The sequence below is a fragment of the Proteus sp. PR00224 genome (assembly GCF_016238105.1).
GTDB lineage: Bacteria > Pseudomonadota > Gammaproteobacteria > Enterobacterales > Enterobacteriaceae > Proteus.
Window position 1 is genome coordinate 1 of sequence record NZ_JAEHQU010000014.1, and the last position, 16,322, is coordinate 16,322.

The 16,322-nt window shown below is 39.3% G+C and carries 16 protein-coding genes and 1 riboswitch; of the genes, 8 read left to right on the forward strand and 8 right to left on the reverse strand.

The window, feature by feature from the left end; all coding sequences use genetic code 11:
• The first annotated feature begins 352 nt into the window (after window positions 1-352).
• The gene (gene purH / locus JEP71_RS16675) at window positions 353-1,942 is read left to right on the forward strand and encodes a bifunctional phosphoribosylaminoimidazolecarboxamide formyltransferase/IMP cyclohydrolase (RefSeq protein ID WP_151436270.1); all 1,590 of its coding nucleotides are present in this window, start codon (window positions 353-355) and stop codon (window positions 1,940-1,942) included.
• A 12-nt stretch (window positions 1,943-1,954) separates the two neighbouring features.
• Window positions 1,955-3,244, forward strand: coding sequence for a phosphoribosylamine--glycine ligase (gene purD, locus JEP71_RS16680; protein ID WP_198621059.1), 1,290 nt, complete (start codon window positions 1,955-1,957; stop codon window positions 3,242-3,244).
• A gap of 24 nt (window positions 3,245-3,268) precedes the next feature.
• Here the strand turns inward: purD and JEP71_RS16685 are convergent, their stop codons facing one another.
• The 6 genes from JEP71_RS16685 to nudC all read right to left on the reverse strand — a co-directional run bounded on the left by JEP71_RS16685 (window position 3,269) and on the right by nudC (window position 7,712).
• The gene (locus JEP71_RS16685; RefSeq protein ID WP_232797662.1) at window positions 3,269-3,931 is read right to left on the reverse strand and encodes a DUF1481 domain-containing protein; all 663 of its coding nucleotides are present in this window, start codon (window positions 3,929-3,931) and stop codon (window positions 3,269-3,271) included.
• Window positions 3,932-3,975: 44 nt separating this feature from the next.
• A complete protein-coding gene (locus tag JEP71_RS16690) occupies window positions 3,976-4,248 on the reverse strand; it encodes an HU family DNA-binding protein (RefSeq protein ID WP_004246922.1) in 273 nt (90 codons plus the stop codon).
• A 190-nt stretch (window positions 4,249-4,438) separates the two neighbouring features.
• A complete protein-coding gene (locus JEP71_RS16695; RefSeq protein WP_023583105.1) occupies window positions 4,439-5,029 on the reverse strand; it encodes a YjaG family protein in 591 nt (196 codons plus the stop codon).
• 74 nt (window positions 5,030-5,103) lie between these two features.
• Window positions 5,104-5,772, reverse strand: coding sequence for a deoxyribonuclease V (nfi, locus tag JEP71_RS16700; protein ID WP_198626625.1), 669 nt, complete (start codon window positions 5,770-5,772; stop codon window positions 5,104-5,106).
• Complete coding sequence (hemE, locus tag JEP71_RS16705; RefSeq protein WP_109374351.1) at window positions 5,765-6,838, reverse strand: uroporphyrinogen decarboxylase; 1,074 nt, start codon at window positions 6,836-6,838, stop codon at window positions 5,765-5,767. Before hemE ends, nfi begins: the two co-directional genes overlap by 8 nt.
• A gap of 88 nt (window positions 6,839-6,926) precedes the next feature.
• A complete protein-coding gene (gene nudC, locus JEP71_RS16710) occupies window positions 6,927-7,712 on the reverse strand; it encodes an NAD(+) diphosphatase (RefSeq protein ID WP_109374356.1) in 786 nt (261 codons plus the stop codon).
• 250 nt (window positions 7,713-7,962) lie between these two features.
• A riboswitch (TPP riboswitch) is annotated at window positions 7,963-8,085 on the forward strand.
• 141 nt (window positions 8,086-8,226) lie between these two features.
• Between nudC and thiC the strand changes: the two genes are divergently transcribed.
• The 6 genes from thiC to thiH are packed head-to-tail and all read left to right on the forward strand — an operon-like array spanning window position 8,227 to window position 13,649.
• Entirely contained in the window at window positions 8,227-10,179 is a 1,953-nt protein-coding gene (gene thiC / locus JEP71_RS16715) for a phosphomethylpyrimidine synthase ThiC (protein ID WP_198626626.1), read from the forward strand.
• Window positions 10,163-10,810: a thiamine phosphate synthase gene (thiE, locus tag JEP71_RS16720; RefSeq protein ID WP_198626627.1), complete on the forward strand. Its 648-nt coding sequence runs from the start codon at window positions 10,163-10,165 to the stop codon at window positions 10,808-10,810. The genes thiC and thiE overlap by 17 nt, the downstream gene beginning before the upstream one ends.
• Window positions 10,804-11,553, forward strand: a complete 750-nt coding sequence (locus JEP71_RS16725) for a HesA/MoeB/ThiF family protein (RefSeq protein WP_198626628.1) — start codon at window positions 10,804-10,806, stop codon at window positions 11,551-11,553. Before thiE ends, JEP71_RS16725 begins: the two co-directional genes overlap by 7 nt.
• Window positions 11,550-11,750: a sulfur carrier protein ThiS gene (thiS, locus tag JEP71_RS16730; RefSeq protein WP_109374347.1), complete on the forward strand. Its 201-nt coding sequence runs from the start codon at window positions 11,550-11,552 to the stop codon at window positions 11,748-11,750. Before JEP71_RS16725 ends, thiS begins: the two co-directional genes overlap by 4 nt.
• Before the next feature lies 1 nt (window position 11,751).
• Window positions 11,752-12,531 (forward strand): thiazole synthase, encoded by a 780-nt coding sequence (locus JEP71_RS16735; RefSeq protein WP_198626629.1) that lies wholly within the window; start codon window positions 11,752-11,754, stop codon window positions 12,529-12,531.
• Window positions 12,531-13,649, forward strand: coding sequence for a 2-iminoacetate synthase ThiH (gene thiH, locus JEP71_RS16740; RefSeq protein WP_198621052.1), 1,119 nt, complete (start codon window positions 12,531-12,533; stop codon window positions 13,647-13,649). The genes JEP71_RS16735 and thiH overlap by 1 nt, the downstream gene beginning before the upstream one ends.
• A 188-nt stretch (window positions 13,650-13,837) precedes the next feature.
• On the opposite strand, the gene JEP71_RS16745 is transcribed toward thiH, so the two are convergent.
• Together JEP71_RS16745 and JEP71_RS16750 are read right to left on the reverse strand one after the other, a co-directional pair.
• Complete coding sequence (locus JEP71_RS16745; protein WP_198626630.1) at window positions 13,838-14,755, reverse strand: Rpn family recombination-promoting nuclease/putative transposase; 918 nt, start codon at window positions 14,753-14,755, stop codon at window positions 13,838-13,840.
• A gap of 190 nt (window positions 14,756-14,945) precedes the next feature.
• On the reverse strand, window positions 14,946-16,301 hold the full coding sequence (locus JEP71_RS16750) for a polysaccharide deacetylase family protein (protein WP_198626631.1): 1,356 nt from the start codon (window positions 16,299-16,301) through the stop codon (window positions 14,946-14,948).
• Window positions 16,302-16,322 lie beyond the last annotated feature (21 nt).

Below are 16,322 nucleotides of genomic sequence, written 5' to 3' on the forward strand. Positions count from 1 at the left end.
CTTCATTCTCTCGGCTAACTCACTTAACGTGGTTTGCCGTGACAACGAGGACGCATTATAGGGAGTTTTCTGAGGCTGGCAATAGTTTTTTTTAGAAAAAAAATCGTTTGCTTAATTCCACAGCAAAACCCCCACTTATACGCACTTATCAACAATTTTATCCACAGACTGTCTTTTTACATAAAATTAGCATGTCAAACGCAAACGTTTGCGTTATTATAATGACCGATTAAGTAAGATTGATTTTGTGTCCATCTTCTGAAATGTTAGTTAAGCAAACACAATTTCACTGTATTAATGTGATTTAACTTCACCATTACTACCGTTATACCAACCCCAAGGGATAAAACTCATGCAACATCTTCGTCCTATCCGCCGTGCACTTTTAAGTGTGTCTGATAAAGCAGGTATTTTAGAATTTGCTAAAGCACTTGTTGAAAGAGAAGTAGAACTCTTATCGACAGGTGGAACCGCACGTCTATTAGCAGAAGCTGGCTTACCGGTTATTGAAGTCTCCGATTACACAGGTTTCCCAGAAATGATGGATGGCAGAGTGAAAACGCTGCACCCTAAAGTACATGGTGGAATTTTAGGTCGTCGTGGACAAGACGATGCGATTATGGAAGAACATGAAATTCGACCTATCGATATGGTCGTCGTAAATCTTTATCCTTTCGCTAAGACGGTAGCTCGCCCAGATTGCTCATTAGCAGATGCAGTGGAGAATATCGATATTGGTGGACCAACAATGGTTCGCTCCGCAGCAAAAAATCATAAAGACGTTACGATTGTAGTAAATAGTAATGACTATGAAAGAGTGATTGAAGAAATGGATAATCACGAAAATAGTCTTACTTTAGACACACGCTTTGATTTGGCGATTAAAGCCTTTGAACATACAGCTGCTTACGACGGAATGATTGCTAACTACTTTGGTCAGAAGGTTGCACCTTATTATGGTGATACTTCACAACCATCAGGTACTTTCCCCCGTACCTTAAATCTGAACTATATAAAGAAACAAGATATGCGTTATGGTGAAAATGCTCATCAGCAAGCAGCTTTCTATATAGAAGAGAATATAGAGGAAGCATCTATTGCCACTGCAAACCAATTACAAGGCAAAGCACTTTCTTATAACAACATCGCTGATACTGATGCCGCGTTAGAATGTGTGAAATCATTCTCCGAGCCTGCATGTGTTATTGTGAAACATGCAAACCCTTGTGGAGTTGCAATTGCGAACACTCTCACACAAGCATATGACAATGCATTTAAAACCGATCCAACTTCTGCATTTGGCGGTATTATCGCATTCAATCGCCCATTAGATGCAAAAACAGCAAGTGCAATCATCGAACGCCAGTTTGTTGAAGTGATCATTGCTCCTTCTATTAATGAAGATGCGCTACCGATTTTAGAAACAAAACCAAATGTTCGTGTATTAGCTTGTGGTCAATGGCAAGAAGCTAAACCAGCGTTAGATTTCAAACGTGTTAATGGTGGATTATTAGTTCAAGATCGTGACTTGGGTATGGTAAAAGAAGAAAACTTAAGAGTAGTTACTCAACGTCAACCAAGTGAACGTGAACTTAAAGATGCACTCTTCTGCTGGAAAGTCGCAAAATTTGTAAAATCAAATGCCATTGTTTACGCAAAAAACGATATGACTGTCGGTATTGGTGCAGGGCAAATGAGCCGTGTGTATTCTGCAAAAATCGCGGGGATTAAAGCCGCTGATGAAGGCTTAGAAGTTGCAGGTTGTGCAATGGCATCAGATGCATTCTTCCCATTTAGAGATGGTATTGATGCGGCAGCACTTGCCGGTGTGACTTGTGTTATTCAACCTGGTGGTTCAATTCGTGATGATGAAGTGATTGCAGCTGCAAATGAACATAACATCGCGATGATTTTCACCAATATGCGCCACTTCCGTCATTAATAAGGTATTGATATGAAGATTTTGATTATTGGTAATGGTGGTCGTGAGCATGCTTTAGCTTGGAAAGCCGTTCAATCACCGCTTACTACACAAGTCTTTGTTGCGCCGGGTAATGCCGGAACAGCGTTAGAGCAAGGCGTACAAAACGTTGCAATCAGTGCAACGGATATTCCTGCATTAATTGCCTTTGCTCTAGAGAATAATATTGATTTAACGATTGTTGGCCCTGAAGCCCCACTTGTTATTGGTGTTGTTGATGCCTTTAAAGCAGCGGGACTGACCATCTTTGGTCCAACAAAAGGAGCCGCTCAATTAGAGGGTTCTAAAGCTTTTACAAAAGACTTTTTAGCTCGACATAAAATTCCAACTGCGGATTATCAAAATTTTACAGAGATAGCGCCTGCACTTGAGTACCTCAATAAAGTGGGCGCGCCGATTGTTATCAAAGCAGATGGTTTAGCAGCAGGTAAAGGCGTTATTGTTGCAATGACACAAGCTGAGGCTGAAGCTGCCATTAAAGATATGCTGGCTGGCAATGTTTTTGGTGATGCAGGGCACCGCATTGTTATCGAAGAATTTCTTGATGGCGAAGAAGCTAGTTTTATTGTCATGGTTGACGGTGAACATGTTATTCCAATGGCAACAAGCCAAGATCATAAACGTGTTGGCGATGGAGATACTGGCCCGAATACAGGAGGAATGGGTGCATATTCACCTGCACCTGTTGTTACACCAGAAATCCACCAGCAAGTAATGGAAAAAATCATTTATCCAACAGTAAAGGGAATGGCATCTGAAGGTCATCGTTACCAAGGTTTCCTTTATGCTGGACTGATGATTGATAAACAAGGTGTTGCTAAAGTTATTGAGTTTAACTGTCGTTTTGGTGATCCAGAAACTCAACCTATTATGATGCGTATGCAATCTGACTTAGTTGAACTCTGTTTAGCCGGAGCAAAAGGTAATTTAAAAGATAAAGATTCCCATTGGGATCCTCGCCCAGCTTTAGGGATTGTGATTGCAGCAGGCGGTTACCCTGCGGATTATCGTCAAGGTGATGTTATCGAAGGCTTAACACCAACATCGTCAACAACGGCAAAGGTATTTCAAGCTGGAACAACACTCAATGACAAAGGCGAAGTTATCACTGCTGGCGGGCGAGTATTATGTGTGACTGCATTAGGTGATGATATCGAGCAAGCTCAAAAAAATGCTTATGCTTTAGCGAAAGGTATTCATTGGGATGGTAGTTTTTATCGCCATGATATCGGTTATCGAGCGATTGCACGCTTAAAAAAATAAATTAACAACAGCAAAAGGGAGTGATCACAAGCTCTCTTTTGTTGGTTCCCATTTACAAAAATCGTGTTCTGCAACCATCAGTAATTGCTTACCTTCTGGTGAATCAAGCCAAGCAACATAAGAAGGCTTACTTGAATTACGTGTTCTTGTTTTTAACCAGCGTTGTTCTGGATCTTCAAATGAAACACTCACCTTCTCGCCAGCACATGTTGTCATTGTATTTTGATACCAGACACCCTGTACTAAATTTACTTTCCCAATAGTAAGCGCTTCGCTGATTTCACGCTCTTTACTTGCAGCAAACACCATTCTTAAACGTTCATCTTCTGTTAATGCTCGTTTTTGCTTCTGGCTTTCTTGTTGCATGAAAATAACTTCACCACGTTTATTTAAACGAAGGTGCCAAGATGAGGGCTCGGTAGGATTGATAACTTCAGAGCGGACTTGCCAAAGCTTATTTTGGCGATACTCATAGAATGTGATGACAGTTTCTGGCTTTTTATAAAAGCTATAAACACTCATGATCACTTGAGGTTCTGACGCTGTATTATTTAAACGCCATAATCGCACAATGCCTTCGTCCGCAATATAACCTGTTGCAGAAAATTCAGGTAGCTGCACAGTAGAGGAGCAGGCGCTGAGCAAAAAAGCAGATCCTATTGCTAACAGCCCCTGTCGTTTCAACAAAAGGGGAGTAAATCCCCCTCTATTGTTCATTCCGTTCAAAGGAATTATTTTACTGCGTCTTTCAGTGCTTTACCGGCAGTAAATGCAGGAACGTTAGCTGCTGCAATTTTAATTTCTTTACCAGTTTGAGGGTTACGACCAGTACGCTCTGCACGGTGATTCACCTTGAATGTACCGAAACCAACTAACTGTACAGAATCGCCTTCTTTCAGAGCACCTGTTACTGAATCGATAAACGCTTCAATAGCAGCTTTTGCTTGAGTTTTTGTCAGATCCGCTTTTTCAGCAACTGATTCGGTTAATTCAGCTTTGTTCATAAAATAGTCCTTAAAGTATGTTTTATCGTTTGAAAAACATCTGGTGAAAAAACTTAACTTATCTTTTTAAGAGGATAAATTAAGTAAAACACCTGAGCCACTTCTTTTCGTACCCAATGTAGAACATACACGGGGGTGATGTGAAGTCTTTAAACGTCGCTTTTCAAGCACTAAATCACGTTTTTCTGATTTAGTGCGTTAATTCTATACCGATATTGCTCATTCCAGCTTCACGAAGGTCTGCACGTAGACCTTTGATCAGTTCGACATCTCTTTCTTCACATTCTACAAGTAGACGGTAAATTTCCCATTGGATATCGAATTCTTCAATAACAGCAGGTAGAGATCTAAGCTCTTCTTCACTCATTTCTCTTTCTGCTTGTGTCATTTCAAGTGAAGCAACTGTCCCTACTGATAATTTACTCACTTCAATAGCGTGACTTAATGATTCACCGCTTAAACGAGAGTGAACAATTTCACTAAGTGCAACACAGGCATCAATCGCAGGATAGACACCATAAATCTCGAACTGAGATGCATCAGGAATAGCTTCTTCTAATTTCTCTAATTGAGAATCAAAATTAACCTTTGCATCTTTCACCGTTAAAGTTTCCCAAACCAGATCGAGAATACGGCGATAAAGCATTGGATCGGTAAAACCTGTTTCACGACAAAATACCTGATAATTTGGGTACATTCTCTCACACAGGCATGCCATAAACGTCAGGTGTTGCCAAGCTTCTAGCTTTTCTAAACGTAAATGGATTGGGTTCTTCAACATTCGTGATTACTCATTTTCTTAACTTAGGCGCAGTTTACCTGAAAATTAAAAATATCCACATATTTCCCGGTCATTTAGAGCTTATTCTTATTCAACTGCTCAAATAATCGCCTATTTGAAGCAATACCATCAGCCCAACGCGTTGGTTCTGGCAATCGATATCCTTTCATACACCGCTCAACCCACTGCAAAGCACCTTCCATACTCACTTTATGACCCGGAGAAACATACAGGGGTTTACATTTTTTCTTACTGCGATAAATCCACCCTATTTGCTCATTCTTATCCATTAACGGCTCATGGCTTCCCACCTCTTCATTAACTACTTTATCAATGCCACATAAACGACTTTTTGCCACACCAATAGTCGGTGTATCCACTAATAAACCAAAATGACTTGCAACACCAAGCCTTCTAGGATGAGCAATACCTTGTCCATCGACAAAAATAAGAGAAGGCTTCTGTTTGATTAATTGCCAAGCAGCGAGTAACGCTGGACACTCTCTAAATGAAAGCAACCCGGGGATATAAGGAAGAGTCGTAGGAATTCGCGCGATTTGGTATTCAAGAATTTCGAAAGAAGGGTAATGCATTATCACGATGGCAGCGCGAGTGACCGTGCCACCGTCTTCAAAACCAACATCAGCACCAGCTATATAAGTTGGTGCTGTGAATTGGTCTGTTAGAATAATCTGTTGAGCTTTTTCTGTCTGCTCCTGACGTAATTGTTGGGTATTAATCATTATCCTGATGATAAGGCTTCGATAAACGGTGAACCGCATCAATAAATGCACCAGCATGTTCAGGTGGAACATCTTGATGAATACCGTGCCCAAGATTAAAGACATGACCGTTGCCTTTACCAAACCCAGCAAGAATAGTTTCGACTTCTTGTTCTATTCTGGCAGGTGGTGCATACAGCATAGAAGGATCCATATTACCTTGTAGCGCAACTTTATCCCCAACTCGACGGCGTGCATCTTCAATATCAATCGTCCAATCAAGTCCTAATGCATCGCAACCTGTCGCAGCCATAGCTTCTAGCCAGCGGCCACCACCTTTGGTAAATAAAGTGACTGGTACTTTTCTTCCATCATATTCACGGATAAGACCATCAACAATCTTATGCATATAGTGTAATGAGAAGAGTTGGTAATCACGCCCTGTTAGCACACCACCCCATGTATCAAAGATCATGATAGATTGTGCGCCCGCTTTAATTTGAGCATTCAGATACAGAATAACGCTATCTGCCAGTTTATCCAGTAATAGATGTAGAGCTTGAGGCTCTGAATACATCATTTTTTTAATTTTTGTGAAGGCCTTACTACTTCCACCCTCAACCATATAGGTTGCCAGTGTCCAAGGGCTTCCTGAAAAACCAATTAATGGCACACTACCTTGCAATGCATGACGAATGGCACGTACTGCATTCATCACATATCCCAGTTCATCTTCAGGATCAGGAATAGGCAGTTTTTGAATATCAGCAAGGCTGTTGATAGGTGATTTAAAACGAGGGCCTTCACCTGTTTCAAAGTAAAGACCTAGCCCCATTGCATCTGGAATAGTTAAAATATCAGAAAATAAAATAGCGGCATCTAAAGGGAAGCGTCTTAAAGGCTGTAATGTCACTTCACATGCTAATTCTGTATTTTTGCACAATGAGATGAAATCTCCCGCCTGTGCCCGTGTTTCCTTGTATTCAGGAAGATATCTGCCTGCCTGACGCATCATCCAAACTGGGGTGACATCAACAGGTTGGCGCAACAGCGCACGTAAATAGCGGTCGTTTTTCAACTCACTCATGACTAACTCCATTAACAGTAATAGGGCCGCAAAATAGCATGCATTGTAACATGCTGGAAAAATAACTGTTGGCAGACAGCGCCTTTATTTAGCTCTTTTCTTTATCTTGTCTGATATTCGCTATCGTATCTTCTATCAAGCGTCGAGCAATAGTATCTGGTGGTGGGATCTGGGGTAATTGATCGTAACGATACCAACCCGCACTCATTAATTCAGAAGGATCATGTTGTAGTTCGCCACCATCATAATCGGCCAAAAATCCCATCATTAAAGAGTGAGGAAACGGCCAAGGCTGAGATGATACATAGCGAATATTGCGGATACGAATATTGCTCTCTTCAAACACTTCACGAGCCACTGCTTCTTCTAATGTTTCACCAACCTCAACAAAACCAGCGAGTACAGTGTAAAGAGGTGAATGTTTATGCCTAACATGATGTGCTAATAAGATCTTATCTTCATGGCGAATACCCACAATAATGCAAGGGGCAATTTGCGGGTAATAACGTTCATGGCAGTTATCGCATAAACACGCCCATTCACTCTCACTATGACGCATTTTAGAACCACAATAACCACAAAAACGGTGAGAACGATAAAACTCAGCCAGTTGAACACCACGACCGACTAATTTAAATAAGTTTTCATCTTGTGAGGCGATAAGTCTTGGTGAGCACATGTCGTTATCCATTTTTCCATGAATAAGCCAAACTGTTTCACCTTGCCATTCACCCACAATTTTGGCGTGCTGACCAATGAGATCCCAATCTTTAGCTAAGCCAAACGGAAGTTCACCTTTAGGTAACCACACTCGTCCACCAAGACTGACTGTCCACCAGCCCTTTTCTGAGCCTGTTAATGTATATAAATGCATAACGACCATTCTATCCAAAATAATGATATAGAATAGAGGATACTCTCTTTAGTAAGAACCACTCAATGTATTATCTCTGTCTTCTATGATTCATTAACATCCACTCACTAAAAACATAAATTATATTAATGTTATTGAGTGTAATCATTATTCAAATTTCACAAATGAAAGGTTGGGAACAACAATATTGGGATTTAAATAAATAACCCATATCGGGCTTGTAGTTTTTAAAATCTTTCATATACTGGACTTCTTCTTGTCGGAGTGCCTAGTGTTTATAAGGCTATTATAAACACAGGCTGAGACCGTTAATTCGGGATCCGCGGAACCTGATCGGGTTAATACCCGCGAAGGGAACAAGAGTGATTCGACCTTTTGATAGCTTCATTGCGTATATTTTTCACACATCTATATACACCTATCTGTCGATACTCCCTGCGACCTCCAGACAAGCATTTTTCTCAATATTCACCCGACAGGCTAATAGCCTGCATGATATTTATTAGGAAATGCTATGTCCCAAAATCAAACTATATCCGTTAAAGATATTTCACCAACGATCAACAAACAGCGTCCACGAAAAGAGCAACGTGATGCTGCTCAAGAGTTTATCAGTACCATTCAAGGCGTAAGCTTCCCCAATTCAAAACGCATTTATCTCGAAGGCTCACGTACTGATATTCAAGTACCCATGCGTGAGATCCAGCTTGATAAAACGCTAGTAGGAGGATCAAAAGATTCCCCTGTTTTTGAAGATAATGAACCTGTACCAGTGTATGACACATCAGGCCCTTATGGTGATCCTGATTCTCAACTTGACGTTAACCTTGGCTTAAAAAAAATACGCCAACCTTGGATTGATGAGCGCAATGATACTGAAACGCTTTCACTTTTAAGTTCGGATTTCACCCAGCAGCGCCTTTCTGATGCCGGATTAGAGCATCTGCGTTTTCCCTTAAAACCAAGCCCTAAAAAAGCGCTAAATGGCAAAAGTGTGACCCAATTGCATTATGCTCGCCAAGGCATTATTACGCCTGAAATGGAGTTTATTGCTATTCGTGAAAATATGGGGCGAGAGAGAATTCGTAGCGAAGTTTTACGCCAACAGCACGCAGGGTTTAGCTTTGGTGCTCATCTCCCTGACAATATTACCCCTGAGTTTGTACGCCAAGAAGTTGCAGCTGGCCGAGCAATCATTCCTGCCAATATCAATCACCCAGAATCAGAGCCAATGATTATTGGTCGTAATTTCTTAGTGAAAGTGAATGCCAATATCGGGAACTCTTCGGTCACCTCCTCAATTGAAGAAGAAGTTGAAAAGCTAATTTGGTCTACACGCTGGGGTGCGGATACCGTAATGGATCTCTCAACAGGCCGTTATATTCATGAAACACGTGAGTGGATCATTCGTAATAGCCCTGTTCCTATTGGTACAGTTCCAATTTATCAAGCACTCGAGAAAGTTAACGGTATTGCTGAAGATCTCACTTGGGAAATGTTCCGAGATACCTTGCTTGAACAAGCAGAGCAAGGGGTTGATTATTTTACTATTCATGCAGGTGTATTGTTACGTTATGTGCCAATGACAGCAAAACGCCTAACGGGCATAGTGTCTCGTGGCGGTTCGATAATGGCAAAATGGTGTTTATCACATCATAAAGAGAATTTCCTCTACGAACATTTCCGTGAAATCTGTGAAATTTGTACCGCTTATGACGTTTCCCTCTCACTGGGAGATGGATTAAGACCGGGTTCGATTCAAGATGCCAATGATGAAGCACAATTTTCTGAATTACATACTCTAGGTGAACTGACAAAAATTGCATGGGAGTATGACGTTCAAGTCATGATAGAAGGCCCTGGCCACGTTCCAATGCAGATGATCCGCCGCAATATGACAGAGGAATTGGAACATTGTCATGAAGCACCATTTTATACATTAGGCCCTCTCACTACAGATATTGCGCCGGGTTACGATCACTTCACATCAGGTATTGGTGCAGCAATGATTGGCTGGTTTGGTTGCGCAATGCTCTGTTATGTTACGCCAAAAGAACACCTTGGTTTACCTAATAAAGAAGATGTGAAACAAGGTCTTATCACTTATAAAATCGCCGCTCATGCAGCCGATTTAGCAAAAGGACACCCCGGCGCTCAAATTCGTGATAATGCAATGTCGAAAGCGCGCTTTGAATTTAGATGGGAAGACCAATTTAACTTGGCTCTTGATCCTGAAACTGCACGTCAATATCACGATGAAACGCTACCTCAGGCTTCAGGAAAAGTCGCTCATTTCTGTTCGATGTGTGGTCCTAAATTCTGCTCAATGAAGATAACACAAGAAGTACGCGATTATGCGGCAGGTATAGAGCAAATGTCTCAAGCCTTTAAAGAGCATGGAAGTGAGTTATACCACAGTGCAGAAATCGCCAGTGTTGAGGTGACTGAAAATGAACAGATCCTCTAATACACCTTTTGCATTAACAGAAAAAAAGCTTGGGCTTTATCCTGTTGTTGATTCTGTTGAATGGATCGAACGCCTATTAAAAATAGGCGTTACCACCCTGCAATTACGCATAAAAGATAAACAGCCAGACGACGTTGAACAAAAGATCATCGAAGCGATAAAACTGGGCAAACAGTATCACGCAAGACTGTTTATCAACGATTACTGGCAACTCGCCATTAAACATCACGCTTATGGTGTTCATCTTGGCCAAGAAGATCTCGATATTGCTGATCTTAATGCCATTAAACAATCAGGATTACGCCTTGGTATTTCCACTCATGACGAAGTTGAATTACAAAGAGCGAAAACATTACGTCCATCTTACATCGCATTAGGGCATATATTTCCAACAACGACCAAAGATATGCCATCTAAACCTCAAGGATTGAAGGCACTCAAACATCAAGTAGAACAGACACCTGATTTTCCAACTGTTGCTATTGGTGGGATCTCACTAGAAAGAGTACCTGATGTTGTTGCAACTGGGGTGGGGAGCGTTGCCTTAGTCAGTGCAATAACAAAAGCACCAGATTGGCAACAAGTGACTCGTAAATTATTAGAATTAGTGGAAGGAAAACCATCATGCTAAATGATAATGATTTTATGCGTTATAGCCGACAAGTGATGTTAGAAGATATTGGCTTAGAAGGTCAAAACAAGCTTCAACAAGCAAAGGTATTGATTATTGGGCTTGGTGGATTAGGCTCTCCCGCATCACTTTATCTTGCTGGTGCAGGTATTGGTGAGCTTATTTTAGTGGATGATGATGAGTTACATGTTTCTAATCTACAGCGTCAAATTCTTTATCGCACTCAAGATATTCCCGATGCCAAATCAGAGATCGCAAAGCAGTCTCTACTTGCACTAAATCCAGATATAAAAATTACCTCTTATAAACAACGTATTAATGATGATTCATTATCTAAATTAGTTAAAGAGGTCGATTTAGTTTTAGATTGCACCGATAACATGCTCACTCGTCAAGCGATTAACCGTGCTTGTGTCGCACAGCAAACGCCGCTTATTAGTGGCAGTGCCGTGGGCTTTAGTGGTCAGCTTATGGTATTTGAACCTCCTTTTATTCACGGTTGCTATCACTGTCTTTATCCTGATGAAACTGAGCCACAAAGAAACTGCAAAACAGCAGGTATATTAGGGCCTGTTGTTGGGGTTATTGGCACACTTCAAGCCCTTGAAGCAATCAAATTACTCTCAGGCTTACCTTGTTCTCTAAGTGGGAAACTTCGCCTTTTTGATGGTAGAAAACAAAATTGGAGTACTTTGCATTTAACACCATCAAAAACATGTCCTGTTTGTCGAGGGGTAGCATGAACATTACCGTAAATGACGAACAATATTCTCTGGATATGCCTGTCACTATCTGTCAGCTCCTTATTCAGTTAGAACAGCCACACATCGGTGTGGCGCTTGCTGTCAATGAAACCATTGTTCCCCGTGAAAATTGGGAAACACATTTTATTAATGATGGCGATACTATTCTTCTCTTCCAAGCAATTGCAGGGGGCTGATATGTTAAAAATTGCTGATACAACATTCACATCTAGACTTTTTACAGGCACAGGAAAATTTGCAACACCAACGCTAATGACAGAAGCCATTAAGGCTTCGGGTAGCCAATTAGTAACCATGGCAATGAAGCGTGTGGATTTAAAGAATGGTAATGATGACTTAATCGCACCACTTAAATCATTAGGGGTAAAATTATTACCTAATACATCTGGTGCAAAAACAGCACAAGAAGCTGTTTTTGCGGCTCGTTTAGCCAAAGAAGCCTTTGGCACCCATTGGGTAAAATTAGAAATTCATCCTGACACTAAATATTTATTACCTGATCCTATTGAAACACTTAAAGCCGCTGAAATCCTCGTTAAAGAAGGTTTTGTTGTTTTACCTTATTGCAGTGCTGATCCTGTTTTATGTCGTCGTTTAGAAGAAGTTGGCTGTGCAGCTGTAATGCCATTAGGCTCTCCTATTGGCTCAAATCAAGGCTTACAGACTCGTGATTTCCTACGAATTATCATTGAACAAGCCTCAATTCCTGTTGTTGTTGATGCTGGTATTGGTGCACCAAGTCATGCCCTCGAAGCTTTAGAGTTAGGTGCTGATGCAGTATTAGTTAATACCGCAATTGCTGTTGCCAAAAATCCTATTCTAATGGCGCAAGCATTTAAAGCAGCGCTTGATGCTGGTGAACTTGCTCGACAATCAGGACTTGCGACACCTGCTTCAGCTGTGAATATGCAAGCGCAAGCCTCTAGTCCATTAACCCAATACTTAGGGGCATTCTAATGGACACTTTTTCTGATTATTGGCAACAACTCGACTGGGATGACATTACATTAAAACTCAATAGTAAAACCAATGCGGATGTTGAAGCCGCATTAAATCGCCATTCCCTTACACTTGATGATTTTATGGCGCTAATTTCGCCTGCGGGTCGCCATTATTTAGAGCCTATGGCACAACGTGCTCAGCAACTCACTCGACAACGTTTTGGTAATGTAGTGGGATTGTATGTGCCGCTTTATCTTTCTAATTTATGTGCGAATGACTGTACTTATTGTGGTTTTTCAATGAGTAATGCCATTAAACGTAAAACATTAAATGAAAATGAAATCATCGCTGAATGCAATAGCATCAGGCAATTAGGTTTTGATAGCTTGTTATTAGTGACTGGAGAGCACCAAAGAAAAGTGGGTATGGATTATTTTCGCCAATATATCCCTCTTATTCGAGAAAATTTCAGTTCATTAATGATGGAAGTACAACCTCTTGCAACAGAAGAGTATGCAGAATTAAAAACACTAGGTATTGATGGCGTGATGGTTTATCAAGAAACCTATCATGAACCAACTTATCAGCTTCATCATCTAAAAGGTAAAAAACAAGATTTCCATTGGCGACTACAAACACCTGATAGATTAGGGCAAGCAGGAATTGATAAAATTGGTTTAGGTGCGTTGATTGGCCTTTCAAGCCAGTGGCGTAGCGATTGTTATATGGTGGCAGAACATCTCTTGTTCTTACAAAAACGCTATTGGAAAAGCCGTTACTCTATCTCTTTTCCTCGTTTACGTCCTTGCGCTGGTGGGCTTAGCCCTGCATCGGTAATGAGTGAAGCTGAATTAGTTCAATTGATCTGTGCTTTTCGCATTTTGGCACCAGACGTTGAGCTTTCACTTTCAACACGAGAATCTCCTTATTTTCGCGATAACACAGTGCCGTTAGCAATTAATAATATTAGCGCAGGATCTAAAACCCAACCCGGTGGATATTCTGATAGTCATGAAGAGCTAGAACAGTTTTCACCTAATGATAATCGCCATGTAAATGATGTTATTAACGTATTAAAAGAGCGAGGATTACAACCTGTATGGAAAGATTGGGATAATTACTTGGGTCGTTAATTAAAATTTGAATAATATAAAACCGCTTTTAATTAATTTAATTAAAAATAATAAAGGCGGTTTTTATTAAATAACTCAATAAAAATAATATGTAATAAACTTAAAATAATTAAAGAAAAATAAAAGATTATAAATAATGTCTTAGGATATTTTTAATTTAATATTATATAAAATAATTAACTTAATTCTTATACTGCTAATTCTTCAAGTTCTTGCATACTCAAACCTGATATTTTTTCGATCAATGAAAGATCAAAATTCTCTTTTAATAAATTTTGAGCTAATTCTATTTGTACTATTTTTTTACCAATCTCAATACCTTCCGTTTTACCTAATTCAAACCCTTTATTTTCTAATCTCCACGCTATATTCATAATCACCTCTCTGTGGCTATCTACCTGTTCAACTATTTTATTGATAACAAATTCAAAGTCTGATGCATCCAGAATTGAGAATAAATATTCTACGACAATAATCGTGTCCTCATCTCTGCAGTTTTTCTGATTTATTGCTTTTGATAGAAGCATTGCAATCTTATTAAGATCATGACAACTATTAACATACTTCATTGCAATTTCCATTACCGCCGCTTTTTTATGTGTCAGCAAAATATCATCATCAATTGAAGTCAAATCAATTAAAGAGAAATTATTAGAATAAAGCTTATTAGCAAGTGAAGTAAGTGGAAAGCATGACATCCAATTAACAGGAAAAGGATAAGGTTTTTTCTTGCCATGATAAAACAAAATAGGAACAACGAGAGGCAACGATTTATAACCTTGCTGTAAATGTTGATTCATAGTGGAAAATGCATAATTCATCATGCGCCAAGCTATCATTTTATCTGGCCTAGATTGATGCTCTATCAGTAAATAAATAGGAATATCACCCTCTTTGGTTTTGACTAAATACAAAATATCAGACATACGAGAACGTAATTTAATATCGATGAAAGAAGAGTTTTGTAATTGTAACGTCGAAAAATCACAATGACTTTTTAATTCCTCTGGTAAATGAACAAAGAAGAAATCTTTCGCATTACTGACATTCATCATAAAGCGTTTAAATGCAGAATCATAAGAAGATATAGATATAGGCTTTTTCATAACTAGCTCCATACTGAATTTGGATTGCCAGCTTACAGAAAAAAATAAATTTTTATCACTAAAAAATCATCATAATTATCTGAAAAATATAAGTTATTTATTGATCTTAACTGAATTGGTAATAGAGGAATAAAAAATACCTTCAATAAATATCAAAGGTATTTTTTAAGATTATAAATTTTATTTTTAATTATTTATCAACAATGATATTTTTATTAATGACTTCATATTCATCATTACCCACCATCCTCGCAAATTTCTCAATAGGATCTGTACTCAAAGCATAGAGCCGTTTTAGTGCAAAAGGAGGATCACCTAAACGAACTTTTCCCTGTTGAGTTGTCACCGCCAATGTCATACCAGACGCTTTGACTGCAGTAATTGCCCTTTGATTATATCCACCGAAAGGATATGCAAAGGCATATTGATGTGGATTTAATAATCGCAATACACGTTGTGAGCGTTGTAAGTCTAATATAATTGTGTGGGACTGACGGCTAAAAATAATAGGTTTTTTATTATTATCTAAACGATGTAAAAAATGGGAATGTGATTGAATATCAAAAACATCACGACTCGATTTGAGTGATTGCCAACTCATAAATTGTAATGAATTAGGTGCCCACTTAGGTGTTTTGGATTTTATTCGTGATGAGATAACAAATAGTGTTGCTCGTTGACCATTTTCTTTTAAAAGAGGATAAGCATAACGATAAACGGATTGCAAACCATCATCAAATGTTAATGCAACAGCTTTGCCTGGCAAATTAACACTCTTATTTAAATAGCCAGCAACTTGATTGAGCGAAAGCGTTTCATATCCAGCTTCTTTTAAATAATTCATCTGCTCTGTAAATGCAGTTAATGATGTTGTTGTTGATGTATGACGAAAATTATGGTTTTCCGTAGTTTTAAGAATATGGTGATAAGTAAGTACTGGTATCCCTAAGTCAGGCTTTACATCCCTTGATGAAATATAACCTAAGCGATCACCTAAAGATATTTCAAACCAATTGATTTTACTTCCATTAGTACCTTCTTTTATTGTGCGAGATAACACGGGGTAACGTAAATTGGGTAAGAGTGTCGCTATTTGTGGGCTAGTAATATCTTTATCACTATAGATAGGAGTATTTTTTGTCGTAATTAAATATTCGTAGATAGGATAATCTGCTTTCTTCGTGCGATCTGATAAGAAACGTATTTTCTTATCTGGTTTCATTGAGGCAATATCTTCAAAATAGCCATCTTCTAGATAGCCCGCTTCAAGATAACCTTGAGCATTCCCAAATTGTATTTTGTGGTAATCACCCTCTGTAACTGATGCATAAAAACCTTGGTTAGGAAAAAGTTCTGCAACAGGTTGCAATTTATCCCCCACAAACGCATATAACGTTTTTTGTTGGCGAAGTTGCATCAATGTTGTAATGGGCGTTTTTAAATCCCATTGAGCTTCTGTTGGAATACCTCTTTCATAAGGCACTGCTGAAGCAAATCCAGTAAAAATAAAACATAGAATAATCAAAATCTTAGCTATTATTCTCATCATTTCGCCTACTTATGTAGA